Origin of the sequence: Flavimobilis rhizosphaerae, assembly GCF_014852685.1 — a bacterium.
GTDB classification, from domain to species: domain Bacteria; phylum Actinomycetota; class Actinomycetes; order Actinomycetales; family Cellulomonadaceae; genus Flavimobilis; species Flavimobilis rhizosphaerae.
Genome location: NZ_JACZDF010000002.1, coordinates 237,347 through 252,774 on the forward strand (window position 1 = coordinate 237,347; position 15,428 = coordinate 252,774).

12 protein-coding genes are annotated in these 15,428 nt (G+C 73.2%); 8 read left to right on the forward strand and 4 right to left on the reverse strand.

The genetic code is table 11. The annotated features are described in order from the left end of the window. From IGS67_RS04400 to IGS67_RS04410, 3 genes are all read right to left on the reverse strand, one after another. Complete coding sequence (locus tag IGS67_RS04400) at positions 1-3,597, reverse strand: TM0106 family RecB-like putative nuclease (protein WP_192278288.1); 3,597 nt, start codon at positions 3,595-3,597, stop codon at positions 1-3. 86 nt (positions 3,598-3,683) lie between these two features. Beyond that, positions 3,684-5,114, reverse strand: a complete 1,431-nt coding sequence (phoA, locus tag IGS67_RS04405) for an alkaline phosphatase (protein ID WP_192278290.1) — start codon at positions 5,112-5,114, stop codon at positions 3,684-3,686. 169 nt (positions 5,115-5,283) lie between these two features. Next, on the reverse strand, positions 5,284-5,742 hold the full coding sequence (locus tag IGS67_RS04410) for a YybH family protein (RefSeq protein ID WP_192278292.1): 459 nt from the start codon (positions 5,740-5,742) through the stop codon (positions 5,284-5,286). A 141-nt stretch (positions 5,743-5,883) separates the two neighbouring features. Between IGS67_RS04410 and IGS67_RS04415 the strand changes: the two genes are divergently transcribed. Both IGS67_RS04415 and IGS67_RS04420 read left to right on the forward strand, forming a co-directional pair. Then, a complete protein-coding gene (locus IGS67_RS04415) occupies positions 5,884-6,219 on the forward strand; it encodes a hypothetical protein (RefSeq protein WP_192278294.1) in 336 nt (111 codons plus the stop codon). 60 nt (positions 6,220-6,279) lie between these two features. Further along, positions 6,280-6,912 (forward strand): alpha/beta hydrolase, encoded by a 633-nt coding sequence (locus tag IGS67_RS04420; protein ID WP_192278296.1) that lies wholly within the window; start codon positions 6,280-6,282, stop codon positions 6,910-6,912. Between the two features lie 15 nt (positions 6,913-6,927). Here the strand turns inward: IGS67_RS04420 and IGS67_RS04425 are convergent, their stop codons facing one another. Next, on the reverse strand, positions 6,928-7,872 hold the full coding sequence (locus tag IGS67_RS04425) for a LysR family transcriptional regulator (protein ID WP_192278298.1): 945 nt from the start codon (positions 7,870-7,872) through the stop codon (positions 6,928-6,930). A gap of 69 nt (positions 7,873-7,941) precedes the next feature. Between IGS67_RS04425 and IGS67_RS04430 the strand changes: the two genes are divergently transcribed. The 6 genes from IGS67_RS04430 to IGS67_RS04455 all read left to right on the forward strand — a co-directional run bounded on the left by IGS67_RS04430 (position 7,942) and on the right by IGS67_RS04455 (position 15,157). Continuing rightward, a complete protein-coding gene (locus tag IGS67_RS04430; protein WP_210767057.1) occupies positions 7,942-8,781 on the forward strand; it encodes an aldo/keto reductase in 840 nt (279 codons plus the stop codon). A 70-nt stretch (positions 8,782-8,851) separates the two neighbouring features. Next, on the forward strand, positions 8,852-12,250 hold the full coding sequence (locus IGS67_RS04435; protein ID WP_192278302.1) for a DEAD/DEAH box helicase: 3,399 nt from the start codon (positions 8,852-8,854) through the stop codon (positions 12,248-12,250). A 220-nt stretch (positions 12,251-12,470) separates the two neighbouring features. Continuing rightward, entirely contained in the window at positions 12,471-12,716 is a 246-nt protein-coding gene (locus IGS67_RS04440; RefSeq protein WP_192278304.1) for a hypothetical protein, read from the forward strand. Position 12,717: 1 nt separating this feature from the next. After that, on the forward strand, positions 12,718-13,080 hold the full coding sequence (locus IGS67_RS04445; RefSeq protein ID WP_192278306.1) for a hypothetical protein: 363 nt from the start codon (positions 12,718-12,720) through the stop codon (positions 13,078-13,080). Between the two features lie 7 nt (positions 13,081-13,087). Further along, complete coding sequence (locus IGS67_RS04450) at positions 13,088-13,399, forward strand: hypothetical protein (RefSeq protein WP_192278308.1); 312 nt, start codon at positions 13,088-13,090, stop codon at positions 13,397-13,399. 81 nt (positions 13,400-13,480) lie between these two features. Then, positions 13,481-15,157, forward strand: coding sequence for a DEAD/DEAH box helicase (locus IGS67_RS04455; protein ID WP_192278310.1), 1,677 nt, complete (start codon positions 13,481-13,483; stop codon positions 15,155-15,157). The last annotated feature ends 271 nt before the right edge of the window (positions 15,158-15,428 follow it).

Consider the following 15,428-nt stretch of genomic DNA (forward strand, 5'->3'; position numbering starts at 1 on the left):
TCAGAGCGGGTCGGTGAGGCCGAGGAACGCGCCGAGGTCGGCGAGCGCCGCGGGGGTGGTGGGCAGGTGGTCGACGAGGTGCGTCGACCGGACGAGCACCGCGTGGTGCTGCGCGCGGGAGACCGCGACGTTGACGCGGTGCCGGTCGAGGAGGAACGTCATGCCGCGCGCGGCTTCCTCGGCGCTCGACGTCGCGAACGTGACGACGGCGACCGGCGCCTCCTGGCCCTGGAACCTGTCGACGGTGCCGACACGCGTCCCCTCGAACCCGGAGCGGTCGAGGGCCTCGCGCACGAGCTGCACCTGGGCGTTGTACGCGGCGACGACGATGACATCCTCGTCGGTCGCGACCCGGCCCGGCTCGTCCTTGCCCGGGATCCACGTGGAGCCGACGACGTCGCGCACGACGTCGACGACGGCGGTGGCCTCCTCGGGGCTCGCGGTCGCGCGCCCCGCATGCTCGACCTCGACGAGGTGCACCCCGGGTGCTGTGTCGACGAGCTCACGGTGCTCGGGCACGCCCGGGCGCGAGCGCAGACGCCGCTCGTACGAGAGGCGCGACACGGGACCGCACACGGCCGGGTGCATGCGCCACGACTCTGCGAGGAAGAACCCGAGGTGGTCGGGGAGAGTCGCGTGCCCGTCCATGAGCCAGCCGAGCGCCGAGGTGTCGACGGGCTCGGGGTGCGTGCCCTGCGTGACCTGCGGCAGCTGCTGCGGGTCGCCGAGGAGCATGACGTTGCGTGCGGCGCTCGCCACGGCGAGCGTCCCGGCGAGCGCGAACTGCCCGGCCTCGTCGACGACGAGCAGGTCGTAACCGCCCGGCGGCACGTTCTTCTCGGCGCAGAACGTCCACTGCGTGCCGCCGACGACGCAGCCGCGCCCGGCGTGGTCGGCGAGGAACGCCTCGACGGACGACGACGCCGCGTCGGTGAGCCGCGTCCACGGGTGCTCGTCCGTGTCGCCGGTCGCGTTCTTCTTCCCGACGTCCTCGCGCGCGACGCCAGCGTTGACGATGCCCGCGAGCATGTTCTCGACGACGGCGTGCGACTGTCCGACGACGGCGACCTTCCAGCCCTCGGCGACGAGCCGCGCGACGACGCGCGACCCGGTGAACGTCTTGCCGGTCCCGGGCGGTCCCTGGACGGCGAGGTAGGAGTCGTCGAGAGCGAGGACCGTCCGCGTGATCGCGCCGACGAGGTCGTCGGTGCGCTCGGCCGCGCTCGGGAACGTCGCCCCCGCGCGCAGGCGCGGCGGGACGCGCCGCAGGAGGTCGAGCACCGCGAGCCGGGGGAGGACCGGGGCGTCGCCGACCTCACCGAGGGCCGCGACGACGCGGTCGGCGAGCCGGAGGATCGCGGCGGCGGGTTGCTTGCCGAGGTCGACGACAGCGGGCACGAGCGCGAGCGGTGCAGCGGACCAGCCGTCGACGCCGGCCTTCGTCGTCTCGGTCACGGTGATCGTCGAGATCGCGCCGTGTGTCTCGACCTCGTCGACGGCGACCTTGGTGTGCCACGTGAGCGCGCCGTCGCCCGCGGTGCCGAACGAGTCGTCGACGCCGGGCGGGTAGACGGCCCACAGGGACGTGCCGGGCCGGACGTCCGAGCCCGGCTCGAGCTCGGCACGCAGCACGACCTGGCGAGTCGACGTGCGCTTGCGGCCCTCGGGCGGGACCCACGGCTCGGGCATGACGGCGGGGACGCCGTCGTACGTGCCGGGTCGCACGACGGAGCGGGACGTCCACTCGTCGACGGGAGTGAGCAGGCGGTCGAAGTGCTCCCACCACGCGGGACGTACCTCGCGCCGGTGGAAGCGCAGGCCTGCGGCGAGCATCGCGAGCGCCTGCTCGTCGGCCGTGCGATGCACGGGGTCGTCGCCTGCGGCGGCGAGGAGCGTTGCCTCGACCTCCGCGAGGTGGAGAGCCTCGGGCGTGGGGTCGACGGGCTCGGCGCCCTCGTGCGCCGCGACCTGCCCGCCCGAGGGCACGACGCCGTGCTCGGCGGCCCGCGCGTCGAGCCAGAGGCGCAGGTCGCGCGTCGAGATGCAGTCGTCCGCGTTGTACTCGGCGATCGCTTCGAGGCGGTGCTCGAAGGCATCGTGGTCGCCGGCGTCGCGCAGCGCGCACGCCTCGGCGTACTCGACGATCGAGTCAGCGCCGCTCGTCACGCCCTCGCGGCTCTCGGGGGAGTAGAGGGGCTCGAGCTTCTTGATCGAGTACGACGGCTGCGAGATGCGCAGCGCACCGCGCACGGTTGCGTAGAGGTCGACGAGGACGCCCGCGCGCAGGAGGTCGTCGAGCATGTCCTCGCCGACGCCGTGGCGGCCCGCGAGGCGCTTGAGGGCGGCGGGCTCGTAGGGCGCGTAGTGGTAGACGTGCATGTCGGGGAACTGCGTCCGGCGGGCCGTGACGAGCTCGAGGAAGTCGACGAGCACCTGCTTCTCGCTCGCACGGTCGTGAGCCCACAGGGCCGTGAAGGGCGGTGCCTCGTCGTCGGCGGCGGGCTCGGCGACCATGCCCCAGAGGTACTCGAGGCCCCAGTCGTCGGGCTCGTCACCGACCCACAGCGGGTCGCCCTCGAAGTCGAAGTACAGGTCGCCCGCCGAGCGCGGCGGCAGCTGCGCGAGCACGGCGGGATCGAAGACCTCGGCCTCGACGGCGGGCCGTCCGTCGGGGAGCAGCGGTCCGGGGCCGTCGGGCGGCGACTGGCGCACCTGCAGCCGCGCCTGCGCGCGGAGCGTCGCGACGGCGCCCGCCGCGAGCCCGGGCACGGGGCCGTCCGTGGCCGCGAGCTCGTCGATCGTCGTGATCCCTGCGGCGTGGAGCCGCGTGCGCTGCGTCGGGCGCAGGCCCGCGACGAGCAGGAGATCGCGCTCGTGGGCGACCCACGCCTCGCACACGTCGCACGTGCCGCAGCGCGTGAGGCCGGGTGACTGCCACGTCACGGCGGCTCTGCCTGCGCGGTGCGCCGCGAGCAGCGCCTCGACGCGGGTGCGGCGCCGCAGGTAGACGGGCACGACGTCGTCGACGCGGTGCCGTGACTCGGTGCCGTCGCCGAGCAGGAGCACGGCCTCGGGGGCGACGCGGACGCCGGCTGTGCGCAGCGCGTGCGCGTAGGCGGCGAGCTGGAGGACCGCGGTGACCTTGGCGCGCCGGGCGAGCTTGGTGTCGACGACGACCCAGCCGTCGGGCGACGCGAGGAGGAAGTCGGCGCGGCCCGAGAACGTGCCGTCGAACATCTCCGCCTGGAAGACGACGTCCGCGCCACCGGTGAGCGCCGCGAACGACGCCTCGCGCCGCGACCTCAGCTCTGCCGCCGTGCGTCCGGGCGTCCCGGGCAGCTCGACGACGCCGCGCCCTGTCGCGGCGTCGTACGCCCCGTGCTCCGAGCGCAGCCGCGCGAGGTGACGCTGCTCGTGGGCCTCCCCGAGCGCGGCCGCGCGCGCGAGCATGACGTCCGGGTCCGCGGGCTCGGCGTCGGGCAGCGCGGGCGCGCGCCCGAGACGCCGGTCGAGCAGGTCGCACAGGGCGAGCTCGCACGTCGCACCGAGCGTCACGTCGCTCGCGCTGAGCACGAGGGCATCGTCGAGGATCCGCATGCGCAGAGTGTGGCAGGAGCGTCGGACATTCGGGCACGACGACGCCCGCACCCCCTCGACGCGGGGTGCGGGCGTCGTGCGCACGCTCAGCGTCGGCCGTGACCCGGCTTCTTCTTCGCGCCGAGCGACAGTGCGTCGGAGACGGTCGCGAAGATATCGGTCTGGTCGATGAGGCCCGTGAGGTTCGCGGCCCGCGGCCCGTACGCCGCGACGCGCACCTGCGCGCCGGTGTGCTGCTGGGAACGGCCCGCCTCGCTCGTGCCGTAGGCGACCGTCATGGTGGACCCGTCGGCGGTGACGAGCGTCCGCGTGAGGCCGGGCGTCGTCGAACCCGCCTCGACGATCTGGCTCGAGTGCGCGTGGTCCGCCGTGACGATGACAAGCGTGTCGCCCTTCTTCCTCGCAAACTTCAGCGCGACCTGCACGGCCTCGTCGAGGTCGACGGTCTCGCCGATCTGCCCGCACGGGTTGGCGGCGTGGTCCTGCTTGTCGATGCTCGCGCCCTCGACCTGGAGGAAGAAGCCCTTCGACGCGCGTCGGTCGTCGAGCAGCTCGATGGCCTTCGAGGTCATCTGGGCGAGCGAGGGCTGCGCGGAGGTGCGCGCGGGGTTGTCCGTGCACGTGATGGCGGCCTCGGCGCCGCCGGTGCGGGTCGCGAGCGGGCCCTCCCAGCGGACGGGCAGGTTACCGGGGGAGAAGAGGCCGAGGACGGGGCGGTTCGCGTCGGCCGCGCGGACCCGGGCGAGCTGCTCCGCGTCGGTGACGACGCGGTAGCCCCGCGCCTGCGCCTGGTCGAGGAGCGTGCGCCCCTTCCACCGGCCGGCCGTCGCCTTCTCCTCGAAGGACGCTGCGCCGCCGCCGAGGGTGACGTCCGCGCGGGCGTCGATGATCTGCTCGGTGATCGAGCCGAGGCCGCCGTTCTCGAGCGCAGCCTCGGGGCACCTCGCGCTCGTCGACGACGGCGCGTAGCAGCTGCGCTGGGAGATGTGGGCGACCTGCGCGGCAGGCGTCGCGTCCTGGATCTCCGACGTCGTGACGTTGCCCGTGCGCAGGCCCTTGCGCTTCGCGAGCTCGAGGAGCGTCGCCTGCGGCGTGCCCTCGAGGTCGATCGCCAGCGCGTTGTCGTACGTCTTCGTTCCCGTCGCCCAGCCGGACGCGGTGGAGGCGGAGTCGGGGACGTAGTCGGGCAGACCCGTCGTGCGGTTGAGCGAGTACGTCGTCATCTGGCCCGTGAGCGGCAGCGCGTCGATGCCGGGGAACGCCCCGGCGGCGCCGCGCGCGTAGTTGCGGGCGACGGTGATCTCGGAGTCACCCATGCCGTCGCCGATGACGAGGATGACGTTGCGGGCCTTTGAGCCGTCGATCGCGGCGCGGACGGCGCGCGTGCGGTCGCCGTCGTGCCGGGCGGCCTCGAGGTGGCCGTCGAGGGAGGTCGAGGTGGCGACGGCGCCGCCGGCGCCGAGCGCGAGGGCGCCGACGGCGACGAGTGCCGTGGTGAGGCGGGTGCGGGTGCGCATGGGAGTCCTCTCGGGGATGTCGTGCTGGCGGGACCAGTCGACGCCGGGAGGTTGACGAGCACGCTGCATCAATCGCAGGGGAACGATAAGTTCGGGTGAACACGGCTTCAGGTGCGCACGGCGTGAATCGGGTGTATATGGCGTGCGGCGGGGCGTCAGCGCTTCCGGGTCAGCCGATCCGCGCCTGACCGGTCTCCTCGTCGACGGCGAGCGACGTGTGCTCGTGGATGATGCGCCACACGTCACGGTCGTCGCGGCGCACGATCCACGAGAGGCGGTTCGTCATGCCGTACCGCTCCGAACCGTCGGGCTCGACGACGGCGTAGCGCACGAGGGCGTGGGCGGCGGCGTGGACGCCGTCGCCGATGACGACGAGGTCGGTGACGTCGGCGACGTTCGTGTCGGACTCCGCGACGCCGCCGAACCACTCGGTCACCTGGGCGCGCCAGGCGTCGAGGCCGGCGATCGGCTGCTCGGCGAACGCGTCGAAGAGGACGACGTCGCGGTCGTAGAGCGCGCAGAACGCCTCGGTGTCGCGCGCGCGGGCGCGTTCACCGTAGGCGCGGGCGAGGCGGCGGACGGCGTCGTCGGCGAGCGCGTCGACGATGAGGTGGTCGTGCACGGTCATGGTGATCCCTTCGCTGCGATCGTGGGACCACAGTGGCACGCCGGCGCGTCGGGCGACAGGGGCTGAGGCCGGTGGTCCGGAGTTATCCACAGATCTTGTGGCGTGGGTGCGTCGGGGTGGTGCGTGTGGCTGGATGGGGGCATGCAGATTGATCCTCCAGAAAAGACCGCTATCTCCCTTTCGTCGCTCGCACGTCGTCGGACCGCCGCGCTCGTCGTGGCGCTCTCGGCGTGCGCTGGTGCGCTCACGCTCGCCGCGTGCGGCGACGAGCGTCCTGCGCCCCCACCGAGCAATATCGCCCCGAGCGCTGTCGCCCCGGGCTCGGACGCGCCGTCGAAGGCGTCGCGCGACGGCGGTGACGGCCGCGGCGAGGCCGCCGACGAGAGTGCCGAGCCGACGGAGGAGCCCGCCGACCCCTTCGAGGACGGCGGTGGCCTCGTCCGCGGCCTCGGGCCTCGCGGCCACGACGCCCGCTGACAGCCCTGGTGCGGACGGCGGCGCGCGTACAGTGGACGGAGCAGCCGACCAAGGAGCCTCATGCGCCTCACGACCGCCGTCCGCACCACGAGCGGACCCGACGCACCCCCGGCCCAGCCCGACGCCCCCGTCCTCCTGCTCCTCCACGGCTACGGCTCCCACGAGCACGACCTCCCCGGCCTCGCCCCGCACCTCCCGCCCGGCCACGAGATCGTCTCCCTGCGTGCGCCTCGGCAGATCGGCCCCACGGCGTTCGCGTGGTTCCCCCTCGCAGCTCCCGGTCTCCCCGACCCCACCACCGTCATCGACGCGACCGAGGCACTCCTCGCGTGGATCGACGCCGAGCTCCCCGGGCGCACCATCGTCCCCGTCGGCTTCTCGCAGGGCGGCCTCATGGTCACCCAGCTCCTCCGCACGCAGCCCGGACGCTTCCCCGCAGGCGTCGTCCTCGCCGGATTCACCCTCGCGGCCGAGCTTCCCGGCGACGACGCGCTCGCGGCCACGCCCGTCCTCTACGCGCGCGGCGACGCCGACGACATCATCACGCCCTCGACAGTCGAGCGCACCGCCACGTGGCTCCGCGCGCACGTCGACCTCACCGAGCACACGTACCCGGGGCTCGCGCACGGCGTCAGCGCCGAGATGCTCGCCGACGTCACCGCATTCCTCACCCGGGTCGCACCTGCCCGCTAGAGCCCACCGCCGGGCTCACACGCCCGGCAACGTCCCCTGGACAGTCATGACGTGGAGCGCCCACTCCCGCGCGGCTCCTGTGAGCGCCGTCCCGCGTCGCTTGACGAGCGTCAGTGGCCGCACGAGATCGACGTCCGCGACCGCCACCTCGACAAGACGCCCCGCAGCAAGATCGTCGGCCGTCGCGATCCGGCTCATCACCGCAGGTGCCCCGCCTGTCGCCACCGTGACCCGGATCGCCGCCGCGGTCGGCAGCTCGGCCGCGGGCGCGCTCGCCACGAGCGGCGGATCCAGACGCTCGAGCGCTTGCTCGTACGCGAGCCGCGTCCCCGAACCGCGCTCTCGGGATGTCAGCGGCGTGGCTGCAAGCTCGGCCGCCGGCAGCGGCCCCCGCAGCGACGCCCACGGATGCCCGGGCGCGACGACGAGCACGAGCTCGTCGTGCCCGACCGTCCGCGCCTCGAGGTCCGCGGGCACGCTCGGCGTCTCGAGGACCCCGATCGCGGCCTCACCGCGCCGCACAGCGTCGACGACACCCGCCGAGTTCGTCGCCGTGAGCGTGACGTCGGGCGCCGCCCCGCCCGCCGCGGCACGCTCCGCCCGCCACGACGTGAGCCAGCGCGGCACGAGGTGCTCGGCGACCGTCATGCTCGCCGCGATGCGTACCGCCAGCTGCGCGTCGGCCCGCAGCGTCCCGAGCGACACCCCGAGGCGGTCGGCCGCGTCGAGCACGTCGAGCGCCCAGCCCGCGACGACCCGCCCCGACGCCGTCGGCGTCGCGCCACGCGTCGACCGCTCGAGGAGCGTCACGCCGAGCCGACGTTCGAGCGCCGCGACACGCGACGACGCCGCCTGCTGCGTGAAGCCCTGCCGGCGCGCAGCGACGGTGAGGCTCGCGCCGTCCGCGACATCGACGAGGAGACGCAGCGCGATGAGGTCAGGAGGTGCCGGCAGGCTCATGCCGTCACGCTAGCGCGGCCACCGCAGTGGAGATGGCCTCCGCGCATGCCCGGTGCCTACGATCACCGCATGACGACGGCACCGCTGCTCCCGCTCAACGACGGCACAGACCTGCCCGCGATCGCGCTCGGCACGTACAGGCTCAACGGCCCCGACGGCGTGAGCGCGATGACGTCGGCGATCCGTCAGGGCTACCGCCTCCTCGACACGGCATTCAGCTACGAGAACGAGGGCGCCGTCGGCCGCGCCGTCCGCGACAGCGGCATCTCCCGCGACGAGCTCGTCCTCACGTCGAAGGTGCCCGGCCGGCACCAGGAGTACGAGGCGACCGTCCGCACCGTCCACGAGGGCCTCTACCGGGCGGGGCTCGACCGCTGGGACCTCTACCTCGTCCACTGGCCCAACCCGGGCCGCGGCCTCTACGTCGAGTGCTTCCAGGCGCTCGTCGACCTCCAGAAGGACGGGCTCATCAGGACCGTCGGCGTGAGCAACTTCCTGCCCGAGCACCTCGAGGCCGTCGCCGAGGCGACGGGCGTCATGCCCGCCGTCAACCAGATCGAGCTCCACCCGTACTTCCCGCAGACCGACGCGCTCGAGGCGCACGCACGGCTCGGCGTCGTCACCGAGGCATGGAGCCCCATCGGCCGGGCGAACGCGTGCCTGAACGAGGCGCCGGTCCAGGCAGCGGCGGCCGCGCACGGCGTCACGCCCGTCCAGGTCGTCCTGCGCTGGCACACCCAGCGGGGCGTCGTGCCGCTGCCGCGCTCGTCGAACCCGGGACGCCAGCACGAGAACCTCGACGTGTTCGGCTTCACGCTGAGCGACGACGAGGTCGCGGCGATCACGGCGCTCGGCCGCCCCGACGGCCGCCTCAAGGGCCAGGACCCGGCGGTGTACGAGGAGATGTGAGGCGCTGCTGCGCGCCTGTGTGACGCTCAGGCCGTCGCCACCACGCGGCCGACGGTGGGAGAATGATCGGATGCTCACCCGCGCACAGGTCTCGACGTTCGTCGGCCGCACCGTCTACGCGCGCGGTGAGCAGGTCCTCGAGGCGGAGCGTGTCGTGTCGGTCGCGCGCAACGGCGCGAAGGTCGTCGGGCACGTCCTCGGCACGCGCGACGAGAACTACGTCGTCACCATCACGATGAGCTCCGCGTCGCCTGACGCGAGGCCGACGCTCGGCCGCTGCACGTGCCCCGTCCGCCTCGCGTGCAAGCACTGCGCGGCGACGCTGCTCGCGCTCGTCGAGAGGGACGAGCGCGCGGCACGCACCGCGCTCGTGGCGCCCCCGCGCTCCGAGCAGCGGCGCGCCAAGGACTACGCGCGCACCCCCGAGTGGCAGCGCACGTTCGAGGGCATGCTCACGGACGCGGGCCTCGACACGCTCGAGGTCGACGACGCTCCCGCACCCCTCACCGAGGCACCGGCCGAGGTGGCGCTCATGGTCGAGGTCCTCGCGTCCCAGCGTCGTGACGGTGGCGCGCCCGAGTCCGTGACGTTGCGCCCCCTCGTGCGTGGGCGCACGGGGGCGTGGGTGCGTCAGGGCGTGTCGTGGACGGACTTCCGGCACGGCTTCCCGCCCGTCGCGCTGCCGACGCCACAGCTCGCGGCGCTGCGGGCGCTCGGCGCGCTCGGAGAGACCGACGCGCGGCACTCGTCGGCGATGGGCGTGTACCTCGACACGCTGCCCGGGCCCGCACTGTGGGCGGCGCTGCGCGACGCCCACGCGCTCGGCGTCCCGTTCCTCCACCCGGACCGCGCACCCGTGCCGTTCGACGAGCAGCCCGCGCTCGTCGTCCTCCACCTCGACAGGGTGCGCGGCGGGTCGTTGCGCGTGCGTGTGACGATCGAGCCCGACGGCGGCTGGGACGGTCACGACGTCCAGCTGCCGCTCGGCTCGCCCGCCGCGGGCGTCCTGGCGCGGACGGGCGGGGAGCGGCCGGCGCGCGACGACCGTCTGCGCCTCGCCGTATTCACGCGTGCGCTCGACGCGACAGTGCGGGACCTCCTCGAGCGGTCCGAGCCGCTCGCCGTGCCCGCAGCCGACGTCCCGCTGTTCCTCGGACGCGTGCTGCCGGGCCTGCGGGGACGGGTCGACGAGGTGCGAGCGTCGGGCGTCGACCTGCCCGAGGCTCCTGCGCCGACGCTCGTGTGCGACGTCGAGCACCGCGGCGGGCACGAGGTCGTGCTGCGCTGGGAGTGGCGTTACCTGTCGCCAGGGCTCGAGGCCGACGGTGTTCCCGCGCTCACGGTTCCGCTCGGCACACCGTCGCGGAGCCCGCTGCGCGACCGCGAGGCCGAGCGTGCACTGCTGGCCCGCGTGCGCCCGCACGTCACGGCGCTCGACGCCGCGCTGCGTGCGCACGAGGCCGCCGGTGGTGACCTCGCGCGCGACCCCGAGGCTGGTCCCGTCGGGGCGCGCGTCGTCCACGGCATCGAGGCGGCACGCCTGCTCACGGCGGAGATCCCCCGCCTGCGGGAGCTCGCCGACGAGGTCGATGGCTTCGCCGTCGACGAGCACGGCCGCACGGTGACGTACCACCTCGAGGACGACGTCCGCGTCGCGCTGTCGACGACCGCGCGCGAGGGGGACCGCGACTGGTTCGACCTCGCGGTGACGGTCGAGGTCGGTGGTCGCACCGTCCCGTACGAGCAGGTGTTCCGTGCGATCGCGGCGGGCGACGACTACCTGCTGCTCGACGACGGCACGTACTTCGCGCTCGACGACCCGCGCTTCGCCCGTCTGCGCGAGCTCATCGCCGAGGCGCGCGCCATGCAGGACACACGCGGCGGTGGGCTGCGCGTCTCGCGCTACCAGTCCGGGCTGTTCGACGACCTCGAGGGGCTCGACGTCGACGGCATCCAGGCGTCGGCGTGGCGGTCGTCGCTTGCGGCGCTCGCGGACGGTGCCCGCCCCGAGCCCGTCGGGGCGCCCGACGGGTTGCGCGCCGAGCTGCGCCCCTACCAGCAGGAGGGTGTCGACTGGCTGTGCTTCCTCGCGGAGCACGGCCTCGGGGGTGTCCTCGCGGACGACATGGGTCTGGGCAAGACGGTGCAGGCGCTCGCGTTCGCGCTCCACGTGCTGCGGCGCCCGACGCCCGCGGGTGAGCGTCCGGCGCCGATGCTCGTCGTCGCGCCGACGTCCGTCGTCGGCAACTGGGCCGCGGAGGTCAGGCGGTTCACGGACCTGCGGTGCGCGGTCGTGGGGCGCACGTCGTCGGGCCGGGGCACGCCGTTGGCCGCGGAGATCGACGACGCGGAGATCGTCGTGACGTCGTACGCGGTCCTGCGTCTCGACACCGACGCGTTCGCGGGTCGTGCCTGGTCGGCTCTCGTGCTCGACGAGGCGCAGTTCGTCAAGAACCACAAGTCCGTCGGCTACCGGGCGGTGCGGGAGATCGACGCGCCGACGAAGATCGCGCTCACGGGCACGCCCCTCGAGAACAACCTCATGGAGCTGTGGTCGATCCTCTCGATCGTCTGTCCGGGCCTCCTCGGGCACCCGGGACGGTTCGCGGAGTTCTACCAGAAGCCGGTCGAGCGCGACGGCGACTCGGAGCGGCTCGCGTTGCTGCGCCGACGGGTCGCGCCATTCATGGTGCGTCGCACGAAGGAGTCGGTCGCGTCGGACCTGCCGGAGAAGGTTGAGCAGGTGCTCGACGTCGAGCTGCTGCCGCGGCACCGTGCGGTGTACGACAGGTTGCTCGCGCGCGAGCGTGCGCGCGTCCTCGGCCTCGTCGAGAACCTTGACGGGCACCGGTTCGAGGTGCTGCGCTCGCTCACGGTGCTGCGGCAGGCGGCGCTCGACGTGTCGCTCGTCGGGGCGGGGGAGCCGGGTGCGGCCCCTCCGGGCGGGACGGCGCGACCTGTGCCGTCCTCGAAGCTCGAGGTGCTCTTCGAGATGCTCGAGGACATCCTCGCCGAGGGGCACTCGGTGCTGATCTTCAGCCAGTTCACGCAGTTCCTCGAGCGCGTGCGTGACGGGCTCGAGGTGCGGTCGGTCGCGCACTCGTACCTCGACGGGCGGACGCGCCGCAGGCAGGAGCAGATCGATGCGTTCACGCGTGGCGACACGCAGGTGTTCCTCATCTCGCTCAAGGCAGGCGGGTTCGGTCTCAACCTCACGGCGGCCGACTACTGCATCCTCCTCGACCCGTGGTGGAACCCGGCGGCGGAGGCGCAGGCGGTCGACCGTGCGCATCGGATCGGGCAGACGAAGCAGGTCATGGTCTACCGGATGGTCGCGTCGGACACGATCGAGGAGAAGGTCATGCGCCTCAAGGAGGGCAAGTCGGCGTTGTTCTCGTCGGTGCTCGACGGTGGCGCGACGGGCGGCGCGGGCCTGAGCGCGGCGGACGTTCGCGAGCTCCTCTCCTGACAGGGAGCCCTTCCGCACGCTCTTCCCGGCCCAGGGTGTCCGGACATTCCGTCCGCCGCCGGAATGGGCCTCGGAAGCAACCGGCCTCGCTACGTTGGCGAGCATCGCCACCGAGGTCCGACCTCCCGCAGGGTGCGTGAGCGCACGGGCGGTCGGGCGGTGGCGATATGTGGGCGGCGTCGCCGTTCACGTCAGGGACACAGGGAAAGAAGGGTGCTCGATGTTCAGCACACTGCGTTCGACGACCCCGGGGATCGCCGTCATCGTCGTCGGGGCGCTCCCGACGGCGGCATTCGTCGTCTGGGCCTTCGTCATCGGCTTCTACACCGAGGACCTGCCGGTGCTCATCGCGCTGGGGGTCGTCGGGGGCGGGCTCCTCTGGCTCGGCCAGAAGATGTTCCAGGAGGCGAAGCGCAACATCGCGCGCGACGCCATCGAAGCACGCGACGCTGGGGGGAGTCGCTGACATGGCGAAGATCGACGAGAAGATGGCCGCCCTCCAGTTCACGACGGTCACGCGCCGCGCGCCCGCGGAGGTGTCTCAGCTCGTCCACGATGCCGTCGCGATGTCACGTGGACTGAGGATCACTCTCTCCCAGGCCGAAGAAGACCGGATCGGCGGTGTTGCGAAGAACTTCGCGCGCGTGGTCCTCGGTGAGTTCTCCGTGGCGATGACTCCTGACCCGTCCGGGGGGACGTCGGTGTCGTTCGAGATCTCGGACTACTCGCGCTTCCGCTCGACGATGTTCTTGATCCCCGTCGGCCCGGTGGAGGCGCCTGCCTACAAGCCGTTCAAGGACGTGAGCGAGCATGTCCGCGCGGGTCTCTGACCGGTCCATGATCGGCGCGTTGCTCGGTGTCGTGATGCTCTTCGCGCTGACGGGGTGCGCGGACGCGTCGGGTCCGACGTGCGGTGAGCTCGGGGAGCAGGACGCGGCTAGCAAGCTGTCGACGGTGACGAGCCTGGTCCGCGACAACGGGCTGGACCCCTACTCGAACGCGGTGGGGCTCGCGGCGATCGAGCAGGACATCTACACGTTCTGCGGGATCAGTGCGGTCGCGGTGCTCACGGGCGGCGACCATTCGGCGACGAAGAACCTCGACGCGGTGATCGGTGGAGCGGTCGACTGGGAGTCGTACGGGAAGTAGCGGTCGACTCGGAGGCACTCAGCACAGTTCGGCGGTGTTGAGGGCCTACGAGTCGCGCTGCGCGACTGGTTGGATGAGCCCGTGCCCATCCTTCTGCCGAACGAGCCCGAGTTCCCCGACGACGGCGGCGCCGAACGCGCCGTGTGGGAGGCGCTACGCGCCTACCTGCCGGCCGACGCCCTGCTCGTCGCGGGCCAGCGCATCCAGGACGACGAGGTCGAGAGAGAGCTCGACCTCGTCGTCGCCTGGCCCGGCGTCGGCCTCGCCGTGCTTGAGGTCAAGGGCGGCATGGTCGCGCGTGAGGAGGGCGCGTGGTGGCAGGGCTCCGGCGAGGCACGGCACCGCATCGACCCCGTCGGGCAGGCACAGCGCGGCCGGCACGCGCTCCAGGACCTGCTCGGCGCGCGTCGCGTCGAGGGCTCGCACGCACGTGCCGCGCACCTCGTCGCGTTCCCGCACACGTACGTCCCGGCGTCGTGGGCCGCGCTCGACCTGCCCCGGGCGCTCGTCGTCGACCGCGCGGACGTCGAGGACGGGCCCGCGGTCGTCGCGCGCGTGCGCCGGGCGATCCTCGAGCACGGGCAGGGTCGCACACCGCTGGCGAGCGTCGAGGGCGTGCTGCGCGTCCTTGACCCGGTCCTCACGGGAGATGCCGACAGCCCCGAGGCCGCGACGGTGCACGAGCTGCGCTCGGACCAGCTGACGAAGGACCAGGCGGGGATGCTCGACAAGCTCCGCGCGTTTCCGCGGCTGCGCGTCGTCGGTGGGGCAGGCACCGGCAAGACGTACCTCGCGCTCGAGCAGGCGCGCCGGCGTGCCCGCGAGGGCGATCGGGTCGCGCTGCTCTGCTACTCCCGCGGGCTCGCCGCGTACCTCCAGGCGTTCACAGCGGCCTGGCCGGCGCGTGAACGGCCCGCGTACGTCGGGCTCTTCCACGAGCTGCCGCTGCGCTGGGGTGCGGAGCCCGGGTCGGACGACGACGGTGACTACTGGGAGCGGCGCCTGCCCCTGCGTCTGGCGGAGCTCGCGGACGAGCAGCCGGGCTCGGAGCTCTTCGACACGATCGTCGTCGACGAGGGACAGGACTTCGGGGAGCTGTGGTGGCCGGGCGTCCTGCGCTGCCTGCGGGACCGGGCGCACGGGCGTCTCTACGTCTTCATGGACGACAACCAGCGGGTGTTCCCGCGCGACGGCGCTGCACCGATCGACCTGCCGCCGGTCGAGCTCGACGAGAACCTGCGGTCGACGAAGCAGATCGCGCAGCTCTTCGGCTCGCTGTCGGGGACGGTGCTCAGGCCGCGTGGAGCGGACGGGCCGCCGGTGCGGGTCGTCGATGTTCCCGCCGAGGACGCGGTGCGGTACGCCGACACCGTGATCGACCAGCTGCTCGACGCCGGCTACGCGCCCGGCAGGGTGGCGCTGCTGACGACGGGTCGGCGTCACCCGGTGCAGGTCGAGCGGGTCGGCTCCGTGGGGTACCCGGGCTACTGGGGCGAGTTCCTCGCGGGTGACGACGTCTTCTACGGGCACGTGCTCGGGTTCAAGGGCCTCGAAAGGTCCGTCGTCGTGCTCGCCGTCAACGGGCTGCGGGACGCAGCGCGGGCACGCGAGACCCTCTATGCGGGGCTGAGCCGTGCCCGGTCGCTGCTCGTCGTCGTGGGGCCGCGTGCCCTCGTCGTCGAGCACGGGGGTGAGGGTGTCGCGCGCAGGCTCGCCGCCGCGCAAGACATCACGACGGCGGTGCTCGCCGACGGGTGATCATCGGGCTTGCCGGGGTGGGGGTGGGGTGCGCTCGCGGTGGACCACTATGTGGTCCAGGTCGACCGACGCGGCTTCGGGAGGTCCTCGACTCAGCCGACGGTGTTCGGCCCGCGGCAGGACCGTCGCGGCGCCTCTCGCGTCGCACCTGCCGGAGGTGACGTTCGTGCTCGTCGAGGGCGCGGGGCACCTGCCGTCGGTCGAGCGTCCGGACGAGGTCGCGTCGACCGTCCGCCGCTGGCTCGCGGCGTACCGGTGATAACGGTCAGAC

Excerpts from the sequence above, each read along its gene's own strand:
- IGS67_RS04425 (WP_192278298.1), bottom strand. The coding sequence starts at position 7,872 with ATGAGCCTGCCGGCACCTCCTGACCTCATCGCGCTGCGTCTCCTCGTC.
- IGS67_RS04420 (WP_192278296.1), top strand. The coding sequence starts at position 6,280 with ATGCGCCTCACGACCGCCGTCCGCACCACGAGCGGACCCGACGCACCC.
- phoA (WP_192278290.1), bottom strand. The coding sequence starts at position 5,114 with ATGCGCACCCGCACCCGCCTCACCACGGCACTCGTCGCCGTCGGCGCC.
- IGS67_RS04440 (WP_192278304.1), top strand. The coding sequence starts at position 12,471 with ATGTTCAGCACACTGCGTTCGACGACCCCGGGGATCGCCGTCATCGTC.
- IGS67_RS04410 (WP_192278292.1), bottom strand. The coding sequence starts at position 5,742 with ATGACCGTGCACGACCACCTCATCGTCGACGCGCTCGCCGACGACGCC.
- IGS67_RS04450 (WP_192278308.1), top strand. The coding sequence starts at position 13,088 with ATGATCGGCGCGTTGCTCGGTGTCGTGATGCTCTTCGCGCTGACGGGG.
- IGS67_RS04445 (WP_192278306.1), top strand. The coding sequence starts at position 12,718 with ATGGCGAAGATCGACGAGAAGATGGCCGCCCTCCAGTTCACGACGGTC.
- IGS67_RS04415 (WP_192278294.1), top strand. The coding sequence starts at position 5,884 with ATGCAGATTGATCCTCCAGAAAAGACCGCTATCTCCCTTTCGTCGCTC.
- IGS67_RS04430 (WP_210767057.1), top strand. The coding sequence starts at position 7,942 with ATGACGACGGCACCGCTGCTCCCGCTCAACGACGGCACAGACCTGCCC.
- IGS67_RS04400 (WP_192278288.1), bottom strand. The coding sequence starts at position 3,597 with ATGCGGATCCTCGACGATGCCCTCGTGCTCAGCGCGAGCGACGTGACG.
- IGS67_RS04435 (WP_192278302.1), top strand. The coding sequence starts at position 8,852 with ATGCTCACCCGCGCACAGGTCTCGACGTTCGTCGGCCGCACCGTCTAC.